General features: G+C 69.3%; 12 protein-coding genes and 6 pseudogenes. 6 read left to right on the top strand and 12 right to left on the bottom strand.

Translation table 11 applies throughout. From position 1 onward, the window contains the following. Positions 1–475: 475 nt before the first annotated feature. The 6 genes from FHS37_RS17590 to FHS37_RS39615 all read right to left on the bottom strand — a co-directional run bounded on the left by FHS37_RS17590 (position 476) and on the right by FHS37_RS39615 (position 5,325). On the bottom strand, positions 476–1,159 hold the full coding sequence (locus FHS37_RS17590; protein WP_184822095.1) for a GPR1/FUN34/YaaH family transporter: 684 nt from the start codon (positions 1,157–1,159) through the stop codon (positions 476–478). Between the two features lie 199 nt (positions 1,160–1,358). Then, positions 1,359–1,826 (bottom strand): hypothetical protein, encoded by a 468-nt coding sequence (locus FHS37_RS17585; protein WP_184822093.1) that lies wholly within the window; start codon positions 1,824–1,826, stop codon positions 1,359–1,361. Positions 1,827–1,831: 5 nt separating this feature from the next. Then, entirely contained in the window at positions 1,832–4,390 is a 2,559-nt protein-coding gene (locus FHS37_RS17580; protein WP_184822091.1) for a molybdopterin-dependent oxidoreductase, read from the bottom strand. Positions 4,391–4,652: 262 nt separating this feature from the next. Continuing rightward, the gene (locus FHS37_RS17575; protein ID WP_184822088.1) at positions 4,653–4,904 is read right to left on the bottom strand and encodes a hypothetical protein; all 252 of its coding nucleotides are present in this window, start codon (positions 4,902–4,904) and stop codon (positions 4,653–4,655) included. Then, entirely contained in the window at positions 4,901–5,209 is a 309-nt protein-coding gene (locus FHS37_RS39620) for a DUF1622 domain-containing protein (protein ID WP_229890242.1), read from the bottom strand. The genes FHS37_RS17575 and FHS37_RS39620 overlap by 4 nt, the downstream gene beginning before the upstream one ends. After that, on the bottom strand, positions 5,134–5,325 hold the full coding sequence (locus FHS37_RS39615; RefSeq protein ID WP_229890249.1) for a hypothetical protein: 192 nt from the start codon (positions 5,323–5,325) through the stop codon (positions 5,134–5,136). The genes FHS37_RS39620 and FHS37_RS39615 overlap by 76 nt, the downstream gene beginning before the upstream one ends. A gap of 260 nt (positions 5,326–5,585) precedes the next feature. On the opposite strand from FHS37_RS39615, the gene FHS37_RS17565 reads away from it, so the two are divergent. Beyond that, on the top strand, positions 5,586–5,996 hold the full coding sequence (locus tag FHS37_RS17565) for a four-helix bundle copper-binding protein (RefSeq protein WP_229890243.1): 411 nt from the start codon (positions 5,586–5,588) through the stop codon (positions 5,994–5,996). Positions 5,997–6,300: 304 nt separating this feature from the next. Continuing rightward, the gene (locus tag FHS37_RS17560) at positions 6,301–6,678 is read left to right on the top strand and encodes a DUF1330 domain-containing protein (RefSeq protein WP_184822086.1); all 378 of its coding nucleotides are present in this window, start codon (positions 6,301–6,303) and stop codon (positions 6,676–6,678) included. 165 nt (positions 6,679–6,843) lie between these two features. On the opposite strand, the gene FHS37_RS17555 is transcribed toward FHS37_RS17560, so the two are convergent. The 3 genes and pseudogenes from FHS37_RS17555 to FHS37_RS17545 form a co-directional block, all read right to left on the bottom strand. Continuing rightward, on the bottom strand, positions 6,844–7,104 hold the full coding sequence (locus FHS37_RS17555; protein WP_184822084.1) for a hypothetical protein: 261 nt from the start codon (positions 7,102–7,104) through the stop codon (positions 6,844–6,846). Positions 7,105–7,718: 614 nt separating this feature from the next. Further along, positions 7,719–8,630 (bottom strand): SDR family oxidoreductase, encoded by a 912-nt coding sequence (locus FHS37_RS17550; RefSeq protein WP_230534922.1) that lies wholly within the window; start codon positions 8,628–8,630, stop codon positions 7,719–7,721. A 73-nt stretch (positions 8,631–8,703) separates the two neighbouring features. Beyond that, positions 8,704–9,486, bottom strand: a pseudogene (locus tag FHS37_RS17545) (SDR family NAD(P)-dependent oxidoreductase). 14 nt (positions 9,487–9,500) lie between these two features. On the opposite strand from FHS37_RS17545, the pseudogene FHS37_RS17540 reads away from it, so the two are divergent. Further along, positions 9,501–10,297: pseudogene (locus FHS37_RS17540) on the top strand (LysR family transcriptional regulator). A gap of 329 nt (positions 10,298–10,626) precedes the next feature. Here the strand turns inward: FHS37_RS17540 and FHS37_RS17535 are convergent. Beyond that, positions 10,627–10,815 (bottom strand): annotated as a pseudogene (locus FHS37_RS17535) (IS6 family transposase); the annotation flags it as partial. 320 nt (positions 10,816–11,135) lie between these two features. Here FHS37_RS17535 and FHS37_RS17530 point away from each other — a divergent pair. The 3 genes and pseudogenes from FHS37_RS17530 to FHS37_RS17520 all read left to right on the top strand — a co-directional run. Continuing rightward, positions 11,136–11,633, top strand: a complete 498-nt coding sequence (locus FHS37_RS17530) for a hemerythrin domain-containing protein (RefSeq protein ID WP_184822082.1) — start codon at positions 11,136–11,138, stop codon at positions 11,631–11,633. 797 nt (positions 11,634–12,430) lie between these two features. Further along, positions 12,431–13,645 carry a phospholipase D-like domain-containing protein gene (locus FHS37_RS17525; protein ID WP_184822080.1) on the top strand — a complete coding sequence of 405 codons (1,215 nt, stop codon included), beginning with the start codon at positions 12,431–12,433 and terminating at the stop codon, positions 13,643–13,645. A gap of 145 nt (positions 13,646–13,790) precedes the next feature. Next, positions 13,791–13,859 (top strand): annotated as a pseudogene (locus FHS37_RS17520) (hydrophobic protein); the annotation flags it as partial. A 152-nt stretch (positions 13,860–14,011) separates the two neighbouring features. On the opposite strand, the pseudogene FHS37_RS39610 reads toward FHS37_RS17520, so the two are convergent. Next, positions 14,012–14,245: pseudogene (locus tag FHS37_RS39610) on the bottom strand (TetR/AcrR family transcriptional regulator); the annotation flags it as partial. Continuing rightward, a pseudogene (locus FHS37_RS17515) lies at positions 14,229–15,116 on the bottom strand (transposase); the annotation flags it as partial. The pseudogenes FHS37_RS39610 and FHS37_RS17515, both read right to left, overlap by 17 nt. Positions 15,117–15,164 lie beyond the last annotated feature (48 nt).

The following is a 15,164-nucleotide window of genomic DNA, read 5'->3' as shown; positions in this document are numbered from 1 at the left end:
CACGATCCACGGCCGCGACTGACGCTTCTCCATGCCCCGACCAACGAGCGGACAAGTCGACGGTCACTTGATCAACAACTTCTGTTAGGACCTCTTAGCGGGGCTTGCTCGATGCGCCGGGAGAGCGCGGCCACCACCAGGGCCAGGGCACCGGCTGTGGTCAGCAGAACGTTCAGCATGTTCCTGCGGCTGCCCCGCCGCGATCACGGCGTACCTTGTTGGCCGTGCCGACACCCGAACGGTCGCAGCGCGGCAGGGCGGAGCCATGACTGGGCTTCTGCGCTCCTGTGCGTGCCGCCGACGGACCAAGCACGCCACCTGACCGGTTGGCAGCTCTCTGAGTGCCTGGGCCCGGCCTCTGCCCGGGAGACCCCGGGACGGCCCCGGTCAAGCGGCTCGCCATCGAACCGGGTATGCGGCCGAAGGCCTTCGCTACCGAATCCGCCAGGCCGGGGAAGGGCGCGAAACCAGTCGATCACAGTTGACTACGGACGCCGGCTTCGCCGGCCACGTGCCCGGACCGGGACGGCCAGTCCCCGGTCAGTGCCTCAGCGCCCTCTCCATGGCGCCATGTCGGCAGTACAGTTCGGCGACGCTGGTCCTCGAGAGCCAGGGCGAGGGAAGCGTAGACGGCGACAGCGGCGAGGACCAGGCCAATGACACCCGCGACGTGCTTCCAGGATTCCGCCGCGGAAAGCTCGTAGACACCTGTGGCCAGAAATCGCAGTGAAGCCACGGTGAGGACGAGGGAAGCGACGAGTTTCGCCGTACCGCCGGCGGTGATCGGAACCCACAACGCCAGGGCGGCGAGCAGGAGCAGCAGTCCTGCGGTCTTGCTGGTGCTCCCGGGCGGATAGGTGAGCGTGATGAGGCCCAGGGACAGCCAGGTTCCGGACAGCACGGCCATGCCGGTCGCCGCGACATCGTCCCGGCACAGGAAACCGAGTACCGAAGCCACGGACTGCAAGGGGAAGACGAAGGCCAGCAGGACAATCGCCACGGCCTTGCCCTGAGTCGGCGGCAGCCATCCCAGCTGCGACGCGGCAACAACGAACGTTCCGCCGGCCAGTCCCAGGAAGCCCGTGGGAAGAGGGCTGGCCAGCGGGCGCAAGTGAACCACGACGGGCGGCGTCTGATCCGGTGATCGGCTGTCTGTCATTCACCTCTCCTCAGGAGCGGCCGGGTGTGGCCACCACCCTCCGTATCCCTGCTGGGCGCCGCCCGGCCCGGGACACGTCGCCGCTGTGCGGAACAGAGCCCCGTGTGTCCGGCGGACTCGCGGAACATGAACAACCGGGCCTGCCGAAGGCTCGGCGTCCGCGGTGCCCGAGGCTCGGTCCGTCTTCCGGCGGCCGGGTTCAGGTGGTGGCTGCGGAGGCGATCAGTGCCTGGGGGGCGGCCTGTTTGATGCGGGTGTTCAGCCACTTCAGCTGGCGCTGGGTGTCCGTCTTGCACGTGTCCACGACGTCCAGCAGTTCGCGGTCACGTGTCCCCTGCGCTGCCTGGCCCAGGACCGTCCAGGTGATGTCCACGAAGGAGGCCAGGGTGTAGAGGTCCTGCAGGTCGCGCAGGAGGCCGACACCGCCGGAGCGAGTGCGGGACAGCCCGTCGGCGTGTAGTCGCTCGGGCTCGTCCTCGCGTTGTTCGCCGTAGCGGTCGGCGACCGGCGCGAGTCTGCCGACGTGCGCGTCGCTCATCCGGGCGAGGGTGTGGCAGAGGGAGTGCACGTCGGGTTCGGCGGCGTGGCCGTCGGCGACCTGGCGGAAGGCGTCGGCCAGCGTCCGGGACGCGGCGTGCTGCAGGCCGACGTAGGTGGCGAGGTGCATGGGGATCAGTCCTCCGAACCGGTGGCGGACGTCGTGGTGCCTGCGGAGCCGGGCTGCTCCGGCGAGGCTTCCGGCTGCCGCGGGGGCTGCGGCGGTGCGGTGGCGTGGGGGTGTTCGCGCACGTCGGCGTCCGGGTCGCCGACGGTGGGCGGGACGCTGTCCGGGCCGGCCGGTGCGGATGCCGTGGTGGTGGGGGCGGGCGAGGGACCGGCGGCGTCGGCGATCTTCGTGACCCTGACGGCCCCGGTCTTGTACAGCGGCTGCTTGGAGACCGGGTCCCATTCGGTGATCGTCAGCTCGTTCGCCGCACGCGGGTGATCGCCGGGCGTGGCGCCGTCGGTGTCGGTCTGGTCCCAGTAGCCGTAGTGGAACGGTGTGAAGACCACGCCGTCCCGGCCGCGGCCGATACGCACCGGGGCCTGCATGGTTCCCCTCGGTGACTCCAGCCGTACCAGGTCGCCTTCCCCCACGCCGAGCCGTTGTGCGTCGTCGACGGACAGCTCCACCCACACCCCGGGCGCCGCGCGGCGCAGCTGGCGGGAGCGCCCGGTCTTGGTGCGGGTGTGGAAGTGGTAGACGGTACGGCCGGTGGTGAGGGCGAACGGATAGTCCTCCCCCGGGCTTTCCGGCGGTGGGACGTAGGCGGCTGCCTTCAGGAACGCACGGCCGTCGGGGTTCTTGGCACGGTACTCCTGCGCGCTGAGCACCCCGCCGGTGAGCAGGTCGTGGCCGTAGGTCTCGCAGACGTCCGGGTGGGTGGGGAAGTTCGCGTCCGTGTAGAGGCGGTCGGTTCCCCCGGGTGCCTGTTCGTTCACCGGCCAGGGGATACCGCTGCCGCCGCGCAGCTTGTCGTAGGTCAGGCCGGTGTAGTCCACCAGACGCCCGCGGGTGCACTCCTTCCACGCCTCGAACGCCCCTTGGGGGTCGGACCACTTGATCAGCGGGGCGCCGTCCTTGTCCCGGAAGTCCATGCGCCGGGCGTAATCGAGCCAGATGTCCAGGTCGCTGCGGGCCTGGCCGGGCGGCTCGACCGCCTTGTCCGACAGGTGGACGGTGCGGTTGACGTTGGTGAACGTGCCCTGCTTCTCCCCCCACAGGGCGGCCGGGAGCACGACGTCCGCGAAGCGGGCGGTCTCGGTGAGGAAGCCGTCCTGGACGATGGTGAACAGTGAGTCCTGCCCGAGGATCTTGCGGATGCGGGGCAGCTCGGGCAGCGAGACCGCGGGGTTGGTCCCGGAGATCCACAGCAGGCCGATGGAGCCTTGCTCGCAGTAGCGCCAGATCTGCATGGCGTGCGTCGGCGGCGCCCAGTGCGGAATGATCAGCGGGTCCACGTTCCACAGGTCGGCCAGCTGCTGGACGTGGTGCGGGTTGTCCCAGTTGCGGAAGCCCGGCAGGTCTCCGTCGGCACCGCATTCGCGGGTGTTCTGGGCGGTGGGCTGGCCGTTCATCTGCAGGATCCCGCAGCCGGGGCGTCCCAGCATCCCGCGCAGCAGGTGCAGATTGTTCACCGCGCACGAGGCGGCGGTGGCCTGGTGGGACTGGAAGAAGCCCTGCAGCACCGTGGACAGCACCCGCTCGCAGGTCCCGAAGATCTGCGCGGCGCGGCGGATGTCCTCGGCCGGGACACGGCAGATGCCTGCGGCGTGCTCGGGAGTGTAGGGCTCGACGGTGGCCTTCAGCTCGTCGAAGCCCAGGGTGTGGGCCGCGACGTAGTCCTCGTCCAGCCAGCCCTCGTGGATGACCTCGCGGGTCAGGGCGTTCATCAGCGCCTGGTTGGTGCCCGGCAGCGGTGCCAGGTGCACCCCGCCGGTGGACCGTGCCGCCTCGGCGACCTTGGTCATGCGGGGGTCGACGGCGACGATCCTGGGCGGGTTCGGGCCGTGGATGCGGTCCAGAATGCGCATCCACAGCACGGTCTGGGTCTCGGCCATGTTGTGCCCGAACAGGAACACGGCGTCGGTGGCCTCGATGTCGCTGTAGCTGCCCGGCTGCCCGTCCGAGCCGAAGCTCTCCTTCAGCGCGGCCGCCGCGGTCGCGGTGCACAGCCGGGTGTTGCCGTCCATGTGCGGCGTGCCCAGCCCCGCCTTCCCGATCACGCCCAGGGTGTAGTACTCCTCCAGGAACAGCTGGCCGGAGGTGTAGAAGGCGTGGCTGAGAGCCCCGGCGTCGGTCGCCAGCAGTTGCCGGGAGCGCTCGACGATGCGGCCCATCGCGGTGTCCCAGTCACACTCGACCAGCTCACCGCCGGCGTCACGGACCAGAGGGCGGGTGAGCCGGTCGGTGCGGCTCCACTGCCACGACCCGTACAGCCCCTTGGGGCCCAGCCGGCCGTGGTTGACGGTGTCGGCCGCGCGGCCCCGGACCCCCACCATGCGGCCGTCCTTCACCGCAATGTCGCAGCCGCATCCGTTGCTGCACAGCACGCACGCCGACTGCACCCACCGGTCCACGTCCTCCTCGGCCACCGAGGCGTCCAGGTGGGTGTCGACACGCACCGGCCAGGGCGTGTCCCTCGGGTGCGGGGTGCGCGCGCCCCAGACATCCGCGATCCGGTCACTCACAGGCGGCCTCTTCCAGTTCGGAGGAAACGCACGGGCTGCCCACAGGTACCCGTCCATCGGCGACTGTTATCCGTGCGGGAGTGGGAACCACCTGCCCGACGGAGGCAGCGGCGATCACCGTTGCCCCGGCCACTGCCGCTGGGGCGTTCCCCGCCGGACGTGTCCTGCCGACCGCTCACGGTGTCCCTTCGCAACTCGGAGGACGTTCAGCCGACTGTCTGGGCTTCTGAGCTCAGGCTCTGCGTGCGGCAAGCGTTGCAGATCATGGTTGCGGTCGCGGGGTCACCGTGATCCCGATGGCTGCGACCTTGCGGACGGTGATGACAGCGGCGACCACCAGGATGCTGTTCCAGGAGACGTCCGCGGCCAGATGGACGAGTCCGGCTGCGCTGAGGAAGTCGAGCAGGACGGGCAGGGCGTGGCCGATCCGCCGGGACATCGCACAGACTGTGACGGCGCTGAGGATGCCGGCTGCCGTGATCAGCAGTGCGGCCGCGGTGAGGGCGTCCGTCATGGTGTGCCCTCGGCCGGGCGGGAGGCCGCTGTGTGCTGCCCTGACTGGTCAGCGGACACTTCTGCGCGCTCCCGGGCGATCTCCCGTGACAGGAAGAAGTTCAGCGCGGTACGGATGGCGGCGATGGCCGCCAGTTGACCGATCTCGGTGAAGCTCGGCGCGACCGCGGTGCGCAGGACGTCCCCGGCGAGCTGGAATCCCAGGCCCAGTGCCAGGAAGCGCCGCAGGGTCAGCCGGATGCGGTCGGAACACCGGTGTGTCCCCGGCCGCGCAGCAGCGCCGCCGCGAAGCGGACGAAAGCCCACACGGCACCGATGAAGACGATCAGTGCCCCCGCCGTCTCGACGAGCCTGACCAGCACAGCGATCGTCTCGCGTAGCCCGGACTCAGGGATCAGCTCCACAGACGCGGAAACGGTCATGCGGAGCGACCACCCCGGCCTCGGTCTTGTCCCTCGCCTTCGTCTGAACACCCCTCGAAAAGCTCACCGGCGCGTAATGCCAAGCCGTTTGTCCGGTGCTCACGGCAGGGTTCACCGCGTTCCCACAAGCCCCGGCACGGCACCCCGCGACCATCGTCCACTTGCGGGCCGCAGGACAGAGACAGGTTTTCCACTCCCTCCCCGGTGTTACGCGTACAGGGCGGCAACCGCCGCACCAGACCCCGATCCCGGAGGCCCCCGTGACCACTGCGGTCAAGGACATGCTCGACACCTACCCCGCCGACCTGGGCGGCGTCGACCGCGACAAGCTCGCCCACTGCATCGAGGAATGCATCGCCTGCGCCCAGGCGTGCACCGCGTGCGCGGACGCCTGCATGTCGGAAGACATGGTCAGCGAGCTAACCAAGTGCATCCGCACCAACGCCGACTGCGCCGACATCTGCAACGCCACCGCCTCGGTGCTCTCCCGCCACACCGGCTACGACGCCAACGTCACCCGCGCGATCCTCCAGGCGTGCGCCACCGTCTGCAAGGCGTGCGGCGACGAATGCGAACGCCACGCCGACCAGCACGAACACTGCCGCGTCTGCGCCGAGGCGTGCCGACGCTGCGAGCAGGCGTGCAACGACCTGATCACCTCACTGGGCTGACAGCCAGAGGCTCGCCTCGTGTCCCCGTCGACCGGCCAAGTCCCTGCGACCACTGCGCGGTGCGTCCGTCGCCGGCACCTGCCGGTGACGGAGACCCGCTACGGGCCTCACCCACTCCTCTTCTTCAGAACCGTCAGGACCGCTCGCGGGCCCTCCGCGGGCACGGCAGGTCTCGGCGATCCCGGCACACTCAGAGGCGCACCGACCAGACGGTATGCAAAAGGGGTGCTCCACCCCTAGGCTTCTGCCCGGCGCCACGCCTCCACCGGAACCGGCGCGCCGCCCCGACGAGAAGGAGGAGCCCATGGCCGTCGACCCTCAGGGAGCCGATCTCGCACGGTTGATGGCGGAGGATCCCGGTGGTCCTGTCGTCATGCTCAACCTGCTGCGCTTCGTTCCCGACGGCCGTGCCTCCTATGAGGAGTACTCGCGACGGGCAGCCGCCTTCCTGAAGCGGTACGGAGGCGAATTGCTCTACGCCGGCAATGGCGGCACTCCCCTGGTCGCCGAGGACGGGCAGGCCTGGGACGCGGTGCTGCTCGTCCGCTACCCCGATCGCGCGGCGTTCAGCCGCATGGTGGCCGACCCCGAGTACCAGGAGATCGCCGGCCTGCGCTCCCGGGCCCTGACCGAGGCCGTGCTCCAGCCGACCAGCCCTTGGCCCTCCGGTCGCGACCGGTGATCACGATGTCCGTTCGGGTCGCGGGCCGGGGTGGTCGGCGCCGCAGACCCGGCGGCGCAGCAGCTGCTCGTCATCACGGTCCATCCCTTCAGCCTGGCAGCCGCCACTGACAGCCGGGGCCTCGTGTCACCTGCGGAAGCGGGAGAGCCAGGTGCCGCCGGCCTTCTACTCGGGCACGGCCTGGTCGTGCTCCTGGTGCCGGTGCGCGCCCGGCCAGGCTTGCTGTACGTCGGTGTCGGCCTGCCGGTCGCAGTCCCCGCACAGCGATGGACGGGGTTCTTGGGCGGTGCCCCAGCCGACGCGCTCGACCGCCCGCCACCGTTCGTCGGTGAGCTCGGCACCGCAGTTGGTGCAGCGGATCCGCCACGAACTGCGCGATGTGGCCGCCCGCATCCAGTGGCAGGGCCCTCGGACCGCCGTGGCCACGTCCCGCACGCTTCACCGGCTCGGCCGCCTGTGCGCAGCCGACCCTGGCCACACGGGCCCGAGGACACCTGGTCGGCTGGCCCTCCGCGATCCGAAAGCCGCGGTGGGCACCCTGACTGAGCTGCCTGCACCAGAGCGGGCGAGGCTGCCCGGCGTCTCGCGTGCACGTGCCGGCAATCCCTGGCAGGAGCGATCACCGCTCGCACAACCATGCGCTGCCTGAGACTTCAGGAGGCTGTGCTCTGCCCCTGGGCCTTGCGGGAAGGGATCCTCGTGTCGGCCCTGCACGAGACCGGCCTGACACAGCGGCACACATCCCCGCAGCTACTACGGCTTGCGGACAACCCGGCCAGATCCTGCGCGTCGGTCGGCTGAGGGTCTGTCGCCAATCGGGTAGCAATGGACCGGGTCAGCCAGCCCGTCAGCCGGACGCCACCGCCCCTGACAAGACCAGGCGAACGAGGCCAGACCTTTCACCGCTGAGATCAACAGTCGGCTGCCGCGTCCGCCCCGCTGTGCACAGCCGCATGAAATCGACCATCCGGCAGAGACACGTTCCGCTCGTTCTACGGCCCGGGCGGCCAGCCTCAAGCTGCGCCGCCTTTCCGGTCGGCTCAGCGCGTGTCGGTCAGGCCCCCGGTAACGGCGATCACCTCTCCAACCGTGAAGCTGGAGTCGGCGTCCGAGGCCAGGTGGACGTACGCGGGAGCCACTTCCTCCGGTTGGGCAACGCGGCCCATCGGGGCCGAACTGCCCAGGTCAGTCAGGTAGTCGTCGGGGAACCGCTGACCCGCCACGTTCAGTACGGTCCAGGTAGGGCCGGGTGACACCACGTTGGCCCGGATACCCCGGCCAGCCAGGTGCGGGGCAATGGACTTGGTGAAGACGACCATGGCTGCTTTGGAAGCCGCGTAGTCCATCATCATCTCGCTGCCCTTGAGGGCCTCCTCAGAAGCCGTGGCGATTACCGCGTCACCGTGGGAGAGGTGCGGCAACGCGGCCATGACCAGGTGGAAGTAGGCGTACACGTTCGTCTTGAAGACCCGGTCGAAGTCCTCGGCCGTCAGGTCCGTGAGCTCGTTCTGGCTGTTGAGACAGGCAGCGTTGCTCACCAGGATGTTCAAGCCGCCCAGTTCGGCGACAGTCCGCTCCACCACGTCGGCGCAGAACGACGGGTCGCACAAGTCACCGGGCAGCAGCAGGCAGGAGCGGCCCTCCTTCTCCACGGCCTCGCGTGTCTCGGCGGCGTCCCGCTCCTCCTCGGGGAGGTAGACGATGGCCACGTCGGCTCCCTCGCGGGCGTAGAGCACGGCGACGGAGCGGCCGATGCCGGAGTCGCCGCCCGTGATCAGTGCGACCTTCCCCTGGAGCTTGCCGGAGCCGCGGTAGTACGGGGCAAGGTAGCGCGGCCGCACTTCCATCTCCGCCTCCAGACCGGGGCGCTGCTGGCGCTGGAACCGGTAAGGGGGCGTAATCTCCGCCTCCTCCTGCGGCATCGCCGGCCGCTCGTCAGGCGCCTGGCCCATGGCCTTCTCCTGCGGCATCGATCAGGTCCCTTCATGTTCGGGTGTACGTCTCCCGCCACCAGTCGGCAGCGCCCTACACGCGTGTCCGCGGCAGATGAGGCCAAACAGTGAGTCCTGCGGCCAAGGACGAGGCGCGGCTGGGAAGGTTCCCTGCGAAGAGGCCTGTCGGCAGCCAGCGGCAGCAGGCTTGCCTGGCACCGGCTATGGCGGTCGCGTCTGAGCCGGGGCCCTGTTCAGGGGTCTGAGTACCGCTGAACCCGTTGAGGTCGGTGGCCACGTAGCCGGGGCGGGCGTTGTTGATCAGGATGTTGGTGCCGCTCAGCTCCTTGGCGTACTGGATGGTGACGGCGTGGAGGAAGGTCTTCGTCGGCGCGTAGGCCCCGCTGATCCCTCCGAGGTCGACGCCGGGCGTGGTCTGCAGCACCAGAGAGCCGACATGACTGGACTGGTTGACGATCCGCGGGTGCGCCGAGCGGCGCAGCGGCTGCATCGCGTTGGTGACCCGGATGACGCCCATGACATGGGTCTCCACCAACCGCCGCACGGTTTCCAGATCGATGGCCGAAGGCTCCTCCGGCCGCTCGCGACGCCGGCGCTGTTGCCCAGCACGTCAAGGGCGTCCCGCCCGCTCCTCGATCAACCGCGCGGCGGCGGTCACGCTCTCGTCGGTCACGTCCAGGGGCACGCCGAACGCGTCGGCGCCTGCCGCGCGCAGTTTCGCCACGGCGTCCGTCCTGCGCTGCTCGTCCCGGGCGCCGACACCGACGCTCCAACCCAACGCAGACAGCCTGGCCGCGATCTCGTACCCGATTCCCTTGTTCGCGCCGGTGACCAGCGCAATCGTCTTCTCACTCATGAGACCGAGCATGGCTGCGCCTCGGCAAGGCCGCCCAGCGTCTGGAGATAGCCCAGCCGCCCCTGTCCCGCGCCATCGCCCGGCTCGAACGACAGCTCGGGGTCACGCTGCTGGAGCGCACCAGCCGCAGGGTCACGCTCACCGAGGCCGGGGCCGTCCTGCTGTCCGGGGCACGCTCGATCCTCAGCGCGCGGTAGCCGCTGCTGAGCGGCGTGCCCAGCAGGCCGCGCAAAGCCGCCCCCGTCTCGTCCTCGCCGTCAGATCCGGCACCGCCGGCGAGTTGCTGGCCAAACTGCTCGATGCCTACCGCGCGGAGCCCGGCGCAGCCACCGTCGATCTGCTGCTCTGCGAAGCGCACCAGCAACAGGAACTGCTGCACAACGGGCAAGCCGATGTGGCTCTGCTGCACCTGCCCTTCGATTCGGCGGCCGGACTCGACACCGAAATTCTGTACACCGAGGGACAGGTGGCGATCCTGCCCGCCTCCCACCCCCTCGCCGGCCGCTCCCAGATCCGGATGGCCGAGGTCACCGCACTGCCGGAACTCCCGATGGCACGCTGGCCGAGCCACAGCGGCAGCTACCCGGAGGGGCCAGGGCCAGAGGCACAAAACCTGACACAGCTTTTCCGACTGATCGCGCTCGGCCACACCACCGCGATCATCCCCGAGTCCGCCGGCACCGACCTGCGCCGGGATCTCGCCGCCGTGCCGGTCCTGGATGCCCTGCCCGTGACAGCCGTGATCGCTTGGCCGTCGCAGAGCCGACTTCGCGCAGCCGCCGACCTGATCCGCGTAGCAACACGTCTTTGACTGACCGTTCCGCGCGGCTCGTGGTGGGGACGGGCTGTTCCTACGTCGGGGCGGTGGCGTGTGACCTCCCCAGGTCTCGCCCGCCACCGCCCCGCCGTGTTCCCGCCGGCACCCGGACGTCTGCTCCTTCGTCCAGCCGCCCGTCCTGCTGCCCCGCCTCGTGCTCCGCATGCCTGTGGGACGGCGGCATAGTGTCCCATCGCTCGCCGGGCTTGCCCCTACCGTGCGCCCGACGGCTGCGTGACGGTCTGCGCATTGCTGTGGCCTGCTGTGGTGGGGGCCGTGGTCGGGGTTCTGGTAGTCATGGCCGGGGTCTGCGACAGTCCGTCGGCGTAGGCCTGTCCGGACTTCGGACACCATCGTCGGACCGTCTCGTGGGAGACGATGACGCCGCGCTGGAGCATCAGCTCCTCCACCTCGCGGAAGCTGGGCGGGAAGCGGAAGTACCACCACACGCGGTGGAAGATGACCTCGACCGGGTACCGGTGCCCTCTGTACGACGGCGGCGCGTTCGCCACGGACGACCTCCCTCCAGCATGGCAGCATGACCAATCCGAAGATCATTCCGCCCCATCAGTCAACGTGACAGTGCCGGGCAGCGCTCCGAGGCACGGATCCCGGGCGGGCAGCGGCGCGAGCGTCGGCAGCAAGCAGCCTGGTCGATCATGCCCTTCATGGGCGGGGCGGGTCCTTTTCAGGAGAGGTCCTCGCGCACCCGGGCCCTGCTGGCCGGCGCCGCTGCACGCAGGCGGCAGACGAAAGTCATATGCCTCATCTGCGCGGAGCCGGGTATCCGCGAGACCGAAAACACCGTCACCCGCAGTAAGGAAGAGTCCCTGTGTCATCCACCGATGTCGTCGAGCTCATCCTGAAGGACCACCGCCGTATGGAAGACCTCTTCCGTACGATGCGTAATGCTGAAGCGGATCGCGCCGCCGCGCTGGAGGAGTTCGCGGACCTGCTCATCGCACACGCCTCGGCCGAGGAGGATGAGGTCTACCCCGCCCTGCGGCGCTACAAGAACGTAGACGGCGAGGATGTCGACCACAGCGTCCACGAACACCACGAAGCCAACGAAGCGCTGCTCTCTCTGCTGGAGGTGGAGGACACATCATCCGAGCAGTGGGAGGAGAAGCTCGAAGAGCTGGTCACGGCGGTCAACCACCATGCGGACGAGGAAGAGCGCACCCTGCTCAACGATGCGCGGGAGAACGTCAGCGATGACCGCCGCGCCGAGCTGGGGCAGGCGTTCCACAAGGCGCGCGCGCAGTATCTGGAGTCCGGCTGCGGAAGCGTCGAGAACGTGCGCAAGCTGGTGGCCGCCGCCAGCGGCTGACCCTCACCACGTGGTGAGCCTCTCGCAGCAAACCGCGGGCCAACGATCGGTGACGTCCGTCGTGCGAGCGTCCAGCGGAGGAGTGCCGAGTGACCAGCCGGAAACATCGGCGACCCGTCCGCGCCGCGAGGGAGCTGCGACGTCGCCGGGCACGGACAGGAAAGTGACATCCAACAGGTGGGTAATGCGTGCAGTCCGCCGGCGTCCTTCTCTGACTGCTCCATGACCGCTTGCACGCTATGAGCCAACTGCGCCATGTGATCCCTGCAGTCCTCAGCCCCTGTGGCAGCCGGCACAACGCGGCGCCACCGGTCGGCCCAACGGCTGGTACTGACGAGATGACCTGCGACTACGCCGCCCGGCGTGGTCGGTCAGACGGCGACACCGGATCCCTGCTGCGCCTCGACGAGACGCAGCAGGATCTCAAGGTGGGATCCGATCGCCGGGTGAGCAGCGACACTCGTCCTGGAGAGAACAGAGCTGGACTCGTTCGTGGAAGCCTTTCAGCACAGTAGGGGCAAACCGCCAACGGGTGTCTTTCCGACGGCGGTTACCCAGCCCTGCCAGGAACTGTCGCTGTGAGGAACTCGGCTTTTCACCTCGTTGCGGGCATTGGCGCAGACTCCGAGGCACCAAGCAACCGATCGACGGACGCCTCGTCACTGGAGCACGGGCGGGAAGAGCACGCGGCATCGACCGGGGGTCGTGCCCGGTGTCTGCCACTACAGTCGCCGTGCGTCGTGGCGGCCCGGGCCTGCCTGGCGTGGTGCTTTCGATGCCGGTCCGGAAGGAGAAGGATGACCAGCACCCAGCACATACCGGGGCCTGCCGACGGCGCGCAGGGCGACAGAACTGCCGGCGAGCGGGCCGTGCGGCTACGGCGGCGGCTGGAGCGCCTGATCGGCGTCGCGGCGACCGAGGGGAACGCGCTGATCGCGCTGCGCAACGGCGACGAGATCTTCCCAGCCATGCTGGATGCCATCCGGTCCGCCGAGCACACGGTGGACATGATGACGTTCGTGTACTGGCAGGGTGACATCGCCCGCCAGTTCGCTCACGCGCTGGCCGAGCGGGCCCAAGCTGGCGTTCGGGTTCGGTTGCTGCTGGACGGCTTCGGCAGCCGGCTGATCGAGAAGAACCTGCTGGATGACATGGATCGGGCGGGCGTGCAGGTGGCGTGGTTCCGCAAGCCGCTGTACCTGTCGCCGCTCAAGCAGAACCACCGCTGCCACCGCAAGGTCTTGGTCGTCGACGAGCAGACCGCCTTCACCGGAGGCGTGGGCATCGCCGAGGAGTGGTGTGGGGACGCCCGCAACCCGCGCGAGTGGCGGGACACGCATGTCCAGGTCCGCGGCCCGGCCGTGGACGGCATCGCCGCGGCGTTCGCGCAGAACTGGGCCGAGTGCCACGACGAACTCTTCGACGACCACGACCGGTTCACCACGCACTGCCCCGAGGGCGAGGCGGTGGTGCAGGTGGTGCGTGGTTCGGCCAGCTTCGGCTGGCAGGACATGCAGACCCTGATCCGCGTCATGATCGAGTCCGCCGAGGAGCGGTTCCGGCTGGCGACCGCCTACTTCTCCCCGGACGCCTACTTCATCGGCCTGCTGTGCGCCGCCGCGCGGCGCGGCGTGGAGATGGAGATTCTGCTGCCCGGCCCGCACACCGACAAGCGGGTCTGCCAGTTGGCCGGACAGCACTTCTACGATGATCTGCTCGCCTGCGGGGTGAAGATCTACCAGTACCAGCCGACCATGATGCACACCAAGGTCATCACCGTGGACCGCACGGCGGCCCTCGTCGGGTCGACCAACCTCAACCGGCGTTCCCTCGACCATGACGAGGAGGTCATGCTCGCTGTCCTGGACGAGGAGTTCACTGCCACCCTGGACGCACACTTCGAGGCCGACACTACGGCCAGCACGCTCATCCAGGCGGGCCGTTGGAAGGGACGCTCCGTACTGCAAAGGGCACGCGAAGCCGCCGTCCAGCCCATCCGCCGCTATCTGTGAAACCCGTGCTGAAACGCCACCGGACGAGCCTCCCCGTGAAAAGGGAAAACAAACTGCGTCGATTCACGGCTCAGCGTTCTGGGAGCGGGGCATGCGGAGCAGCGGAGGTTGATAAGCAGTTGTTCCCCTACTTCTCGTTCTTCTTCTGACGCTGATCCTTTTCGGGGCTGGATTCGCCCTGAAGGCCCTGTGGTGGATCGCCGTCATCGTTGTAGAACACCCCCATCAACGGCACGGGAGCTTCGTGCGTTGCGGGAAGCCGGCCCGTGAGCCGAAGCTCAGGAGTTGTCACCGGCGACGCCGGATGAGCTGGCGGAGAGGACCGGTCGAGGCACGTCGGTTGTCACCGATTAGGCATTCCATTTGTCACAACCGCCCGTTCGGCGGACTTTCTGCCACCAGTACCGAAGATCCTGAGTTCTCGGATACCTCAGCGATGCCGTGCTCAGGGCTGAGCCCTTCCACAGCGAGGCGGAAGAGGCGGTCGGCCTGGGTCTCGGGGTCCTTGTGGTGCTCGGTGGCCAGGGCGATGCCGACGGCGAGGGTCAGCAGGCCGTGAAAAGTGACGTGCGGTGCAACCGCCTTGTCGCGAATGGTGCGGCCGTTCCTTACGGACGATCAGCCGCATGCCCTTCGGCCAGCCGGTCACGCAGTCGCTGCCGGCGTCGATCTCCGCGACCCAGGCGCCGTCGCGGATGCCGCCGTCCGGTTCCACGGCCGGCGCCCGGGCCGAGGCCGGCACCTTCAGGACGGCCTGATGGATGGCGTCGGTGATGGCCATGCCGACCGAGTACGACAGCCACCTGCCGCGCTGCGCGAGCCAGGCGACGAAGGCGTGGGTGCCGCCGCCGGAGTCGGTGCGTATCAGTGTCTGCCGTCCCCGCCGGTACTGTTTCGGCAGCTGGGCCAGGGCCAGCCGGGCGGCGGTGATGTGGTCGGCGGCGGTGTTGGAGCCCGCGTTGCCGGGCCGCAGCAGGCCCGCGACCGGCTCGCCGGACCCCCCGTGGCCGTGGTCGACGAAGCCCCTCAGCGGATGGTGGCCGAAGGTCTTCTTCCAGGTCGCAGCAGCGTCCTGCTTCTCGGAGTGGGCGAGGACGAGGACGCCGTCCAGGTCCACGGTCACCTGCCCGCCGGTGTCCGGCGCCGCGTCTCCGGCCAGCTCCCACACGTGCTCGCGCACGTCGGCGCGGGCGGCGCGAAGGGCGGTCAGAGCCCGCGTCCCGCCGGCGGCGAGGGTGTCGACGAGCCGGGAGACCGTCGAGTCCGAGGCGACCGGTCCGAACACGGCCGGCTCGGCCCGCAGCAGTCCGACGTCGGCCAGGCAGTCCCCGCCCAGTGCCGCCGATATCGCCGCATCCAAACCGGTCCTGCGGACCGTCTCCACCAGCAGCACCGCGCCGGCCTGCGCAACCACTCCGCGCCCACTGCCCTCGACGCGGACACGCGGACAGGACCCGATACGCTTCTTCACCTGGGAAGTGCCTCCGGCGGTGGCGGGAACAAGGACCTCAGCAATCCT

The organism is Streptomyces griseomycini (assembly GCF_014203535.1).
Lineage (GTDB): Bacteria > Actinomycetota > Actinomycetes > Streptomycetales > Streptomycetaceae > Streptomyces > Streptomyces griseomycini.
The sequence above is the reverse complement of the archived record's forward strand: the minus strand, read 5'-3'. Positions and strand labels throughout refer to the sequence as shown.

Excerpts from the sequence above, each read along its gene's own strand:
- FHS37_RS39615 (WP_229890249.1), bottom strand. The coding sequence starts at position 5,325 with ATGACCGTTTCCGCGTCTGTGGAGCTGATCCCTGAGTCCGGGCTACGC.
- FHS37_RS17575 (WP_184822088.1), bottom strand. The coding sequence starts at position 4,904 with ATGACGGACGCCCTCACCGCGGCCGCACTGCTGATCACGGCAGCCGGC.
- FHS37_RS17590 (WP_184822095.1), bottom strand. The coding sequence starts at position 1,159 with ATGACAGACAGCCGATCACCGGATCAGACGCCGCCCGTCGTGGTTCAC.
- FHS37_RS17560 (WP_184822086.1), top strand. The coding sequence starts at position 6,301 with ATGGCCGTCGACCCTCAGGGAGCCGATCTCGCACGGTTGATGGCGGAG.
- FHS37_RS17585 (WP_184822093.1), bottom strand. The coding sequence starts at position 1,826 with ATGCACCTCGCCACCTACGTCGGCCTGCAGCACGCCGCGTCCCGGACG.
- FHS37_RS17550 (WP_230534922.1), bottom strand. The coding sequence starts at position 8,630 with ATGGGCCAGGCGCCTGACGAGCGGCCGGCGATGCCGCAGGAGGAGGCG.
- FHS37_RS17525 (WP_184822080.1), top strand. The coding sequence starts at position 12,431 with ATGACCAGCACCCAGCACATACCGGGGCCTGCCGACGGCGCGCAGGGC.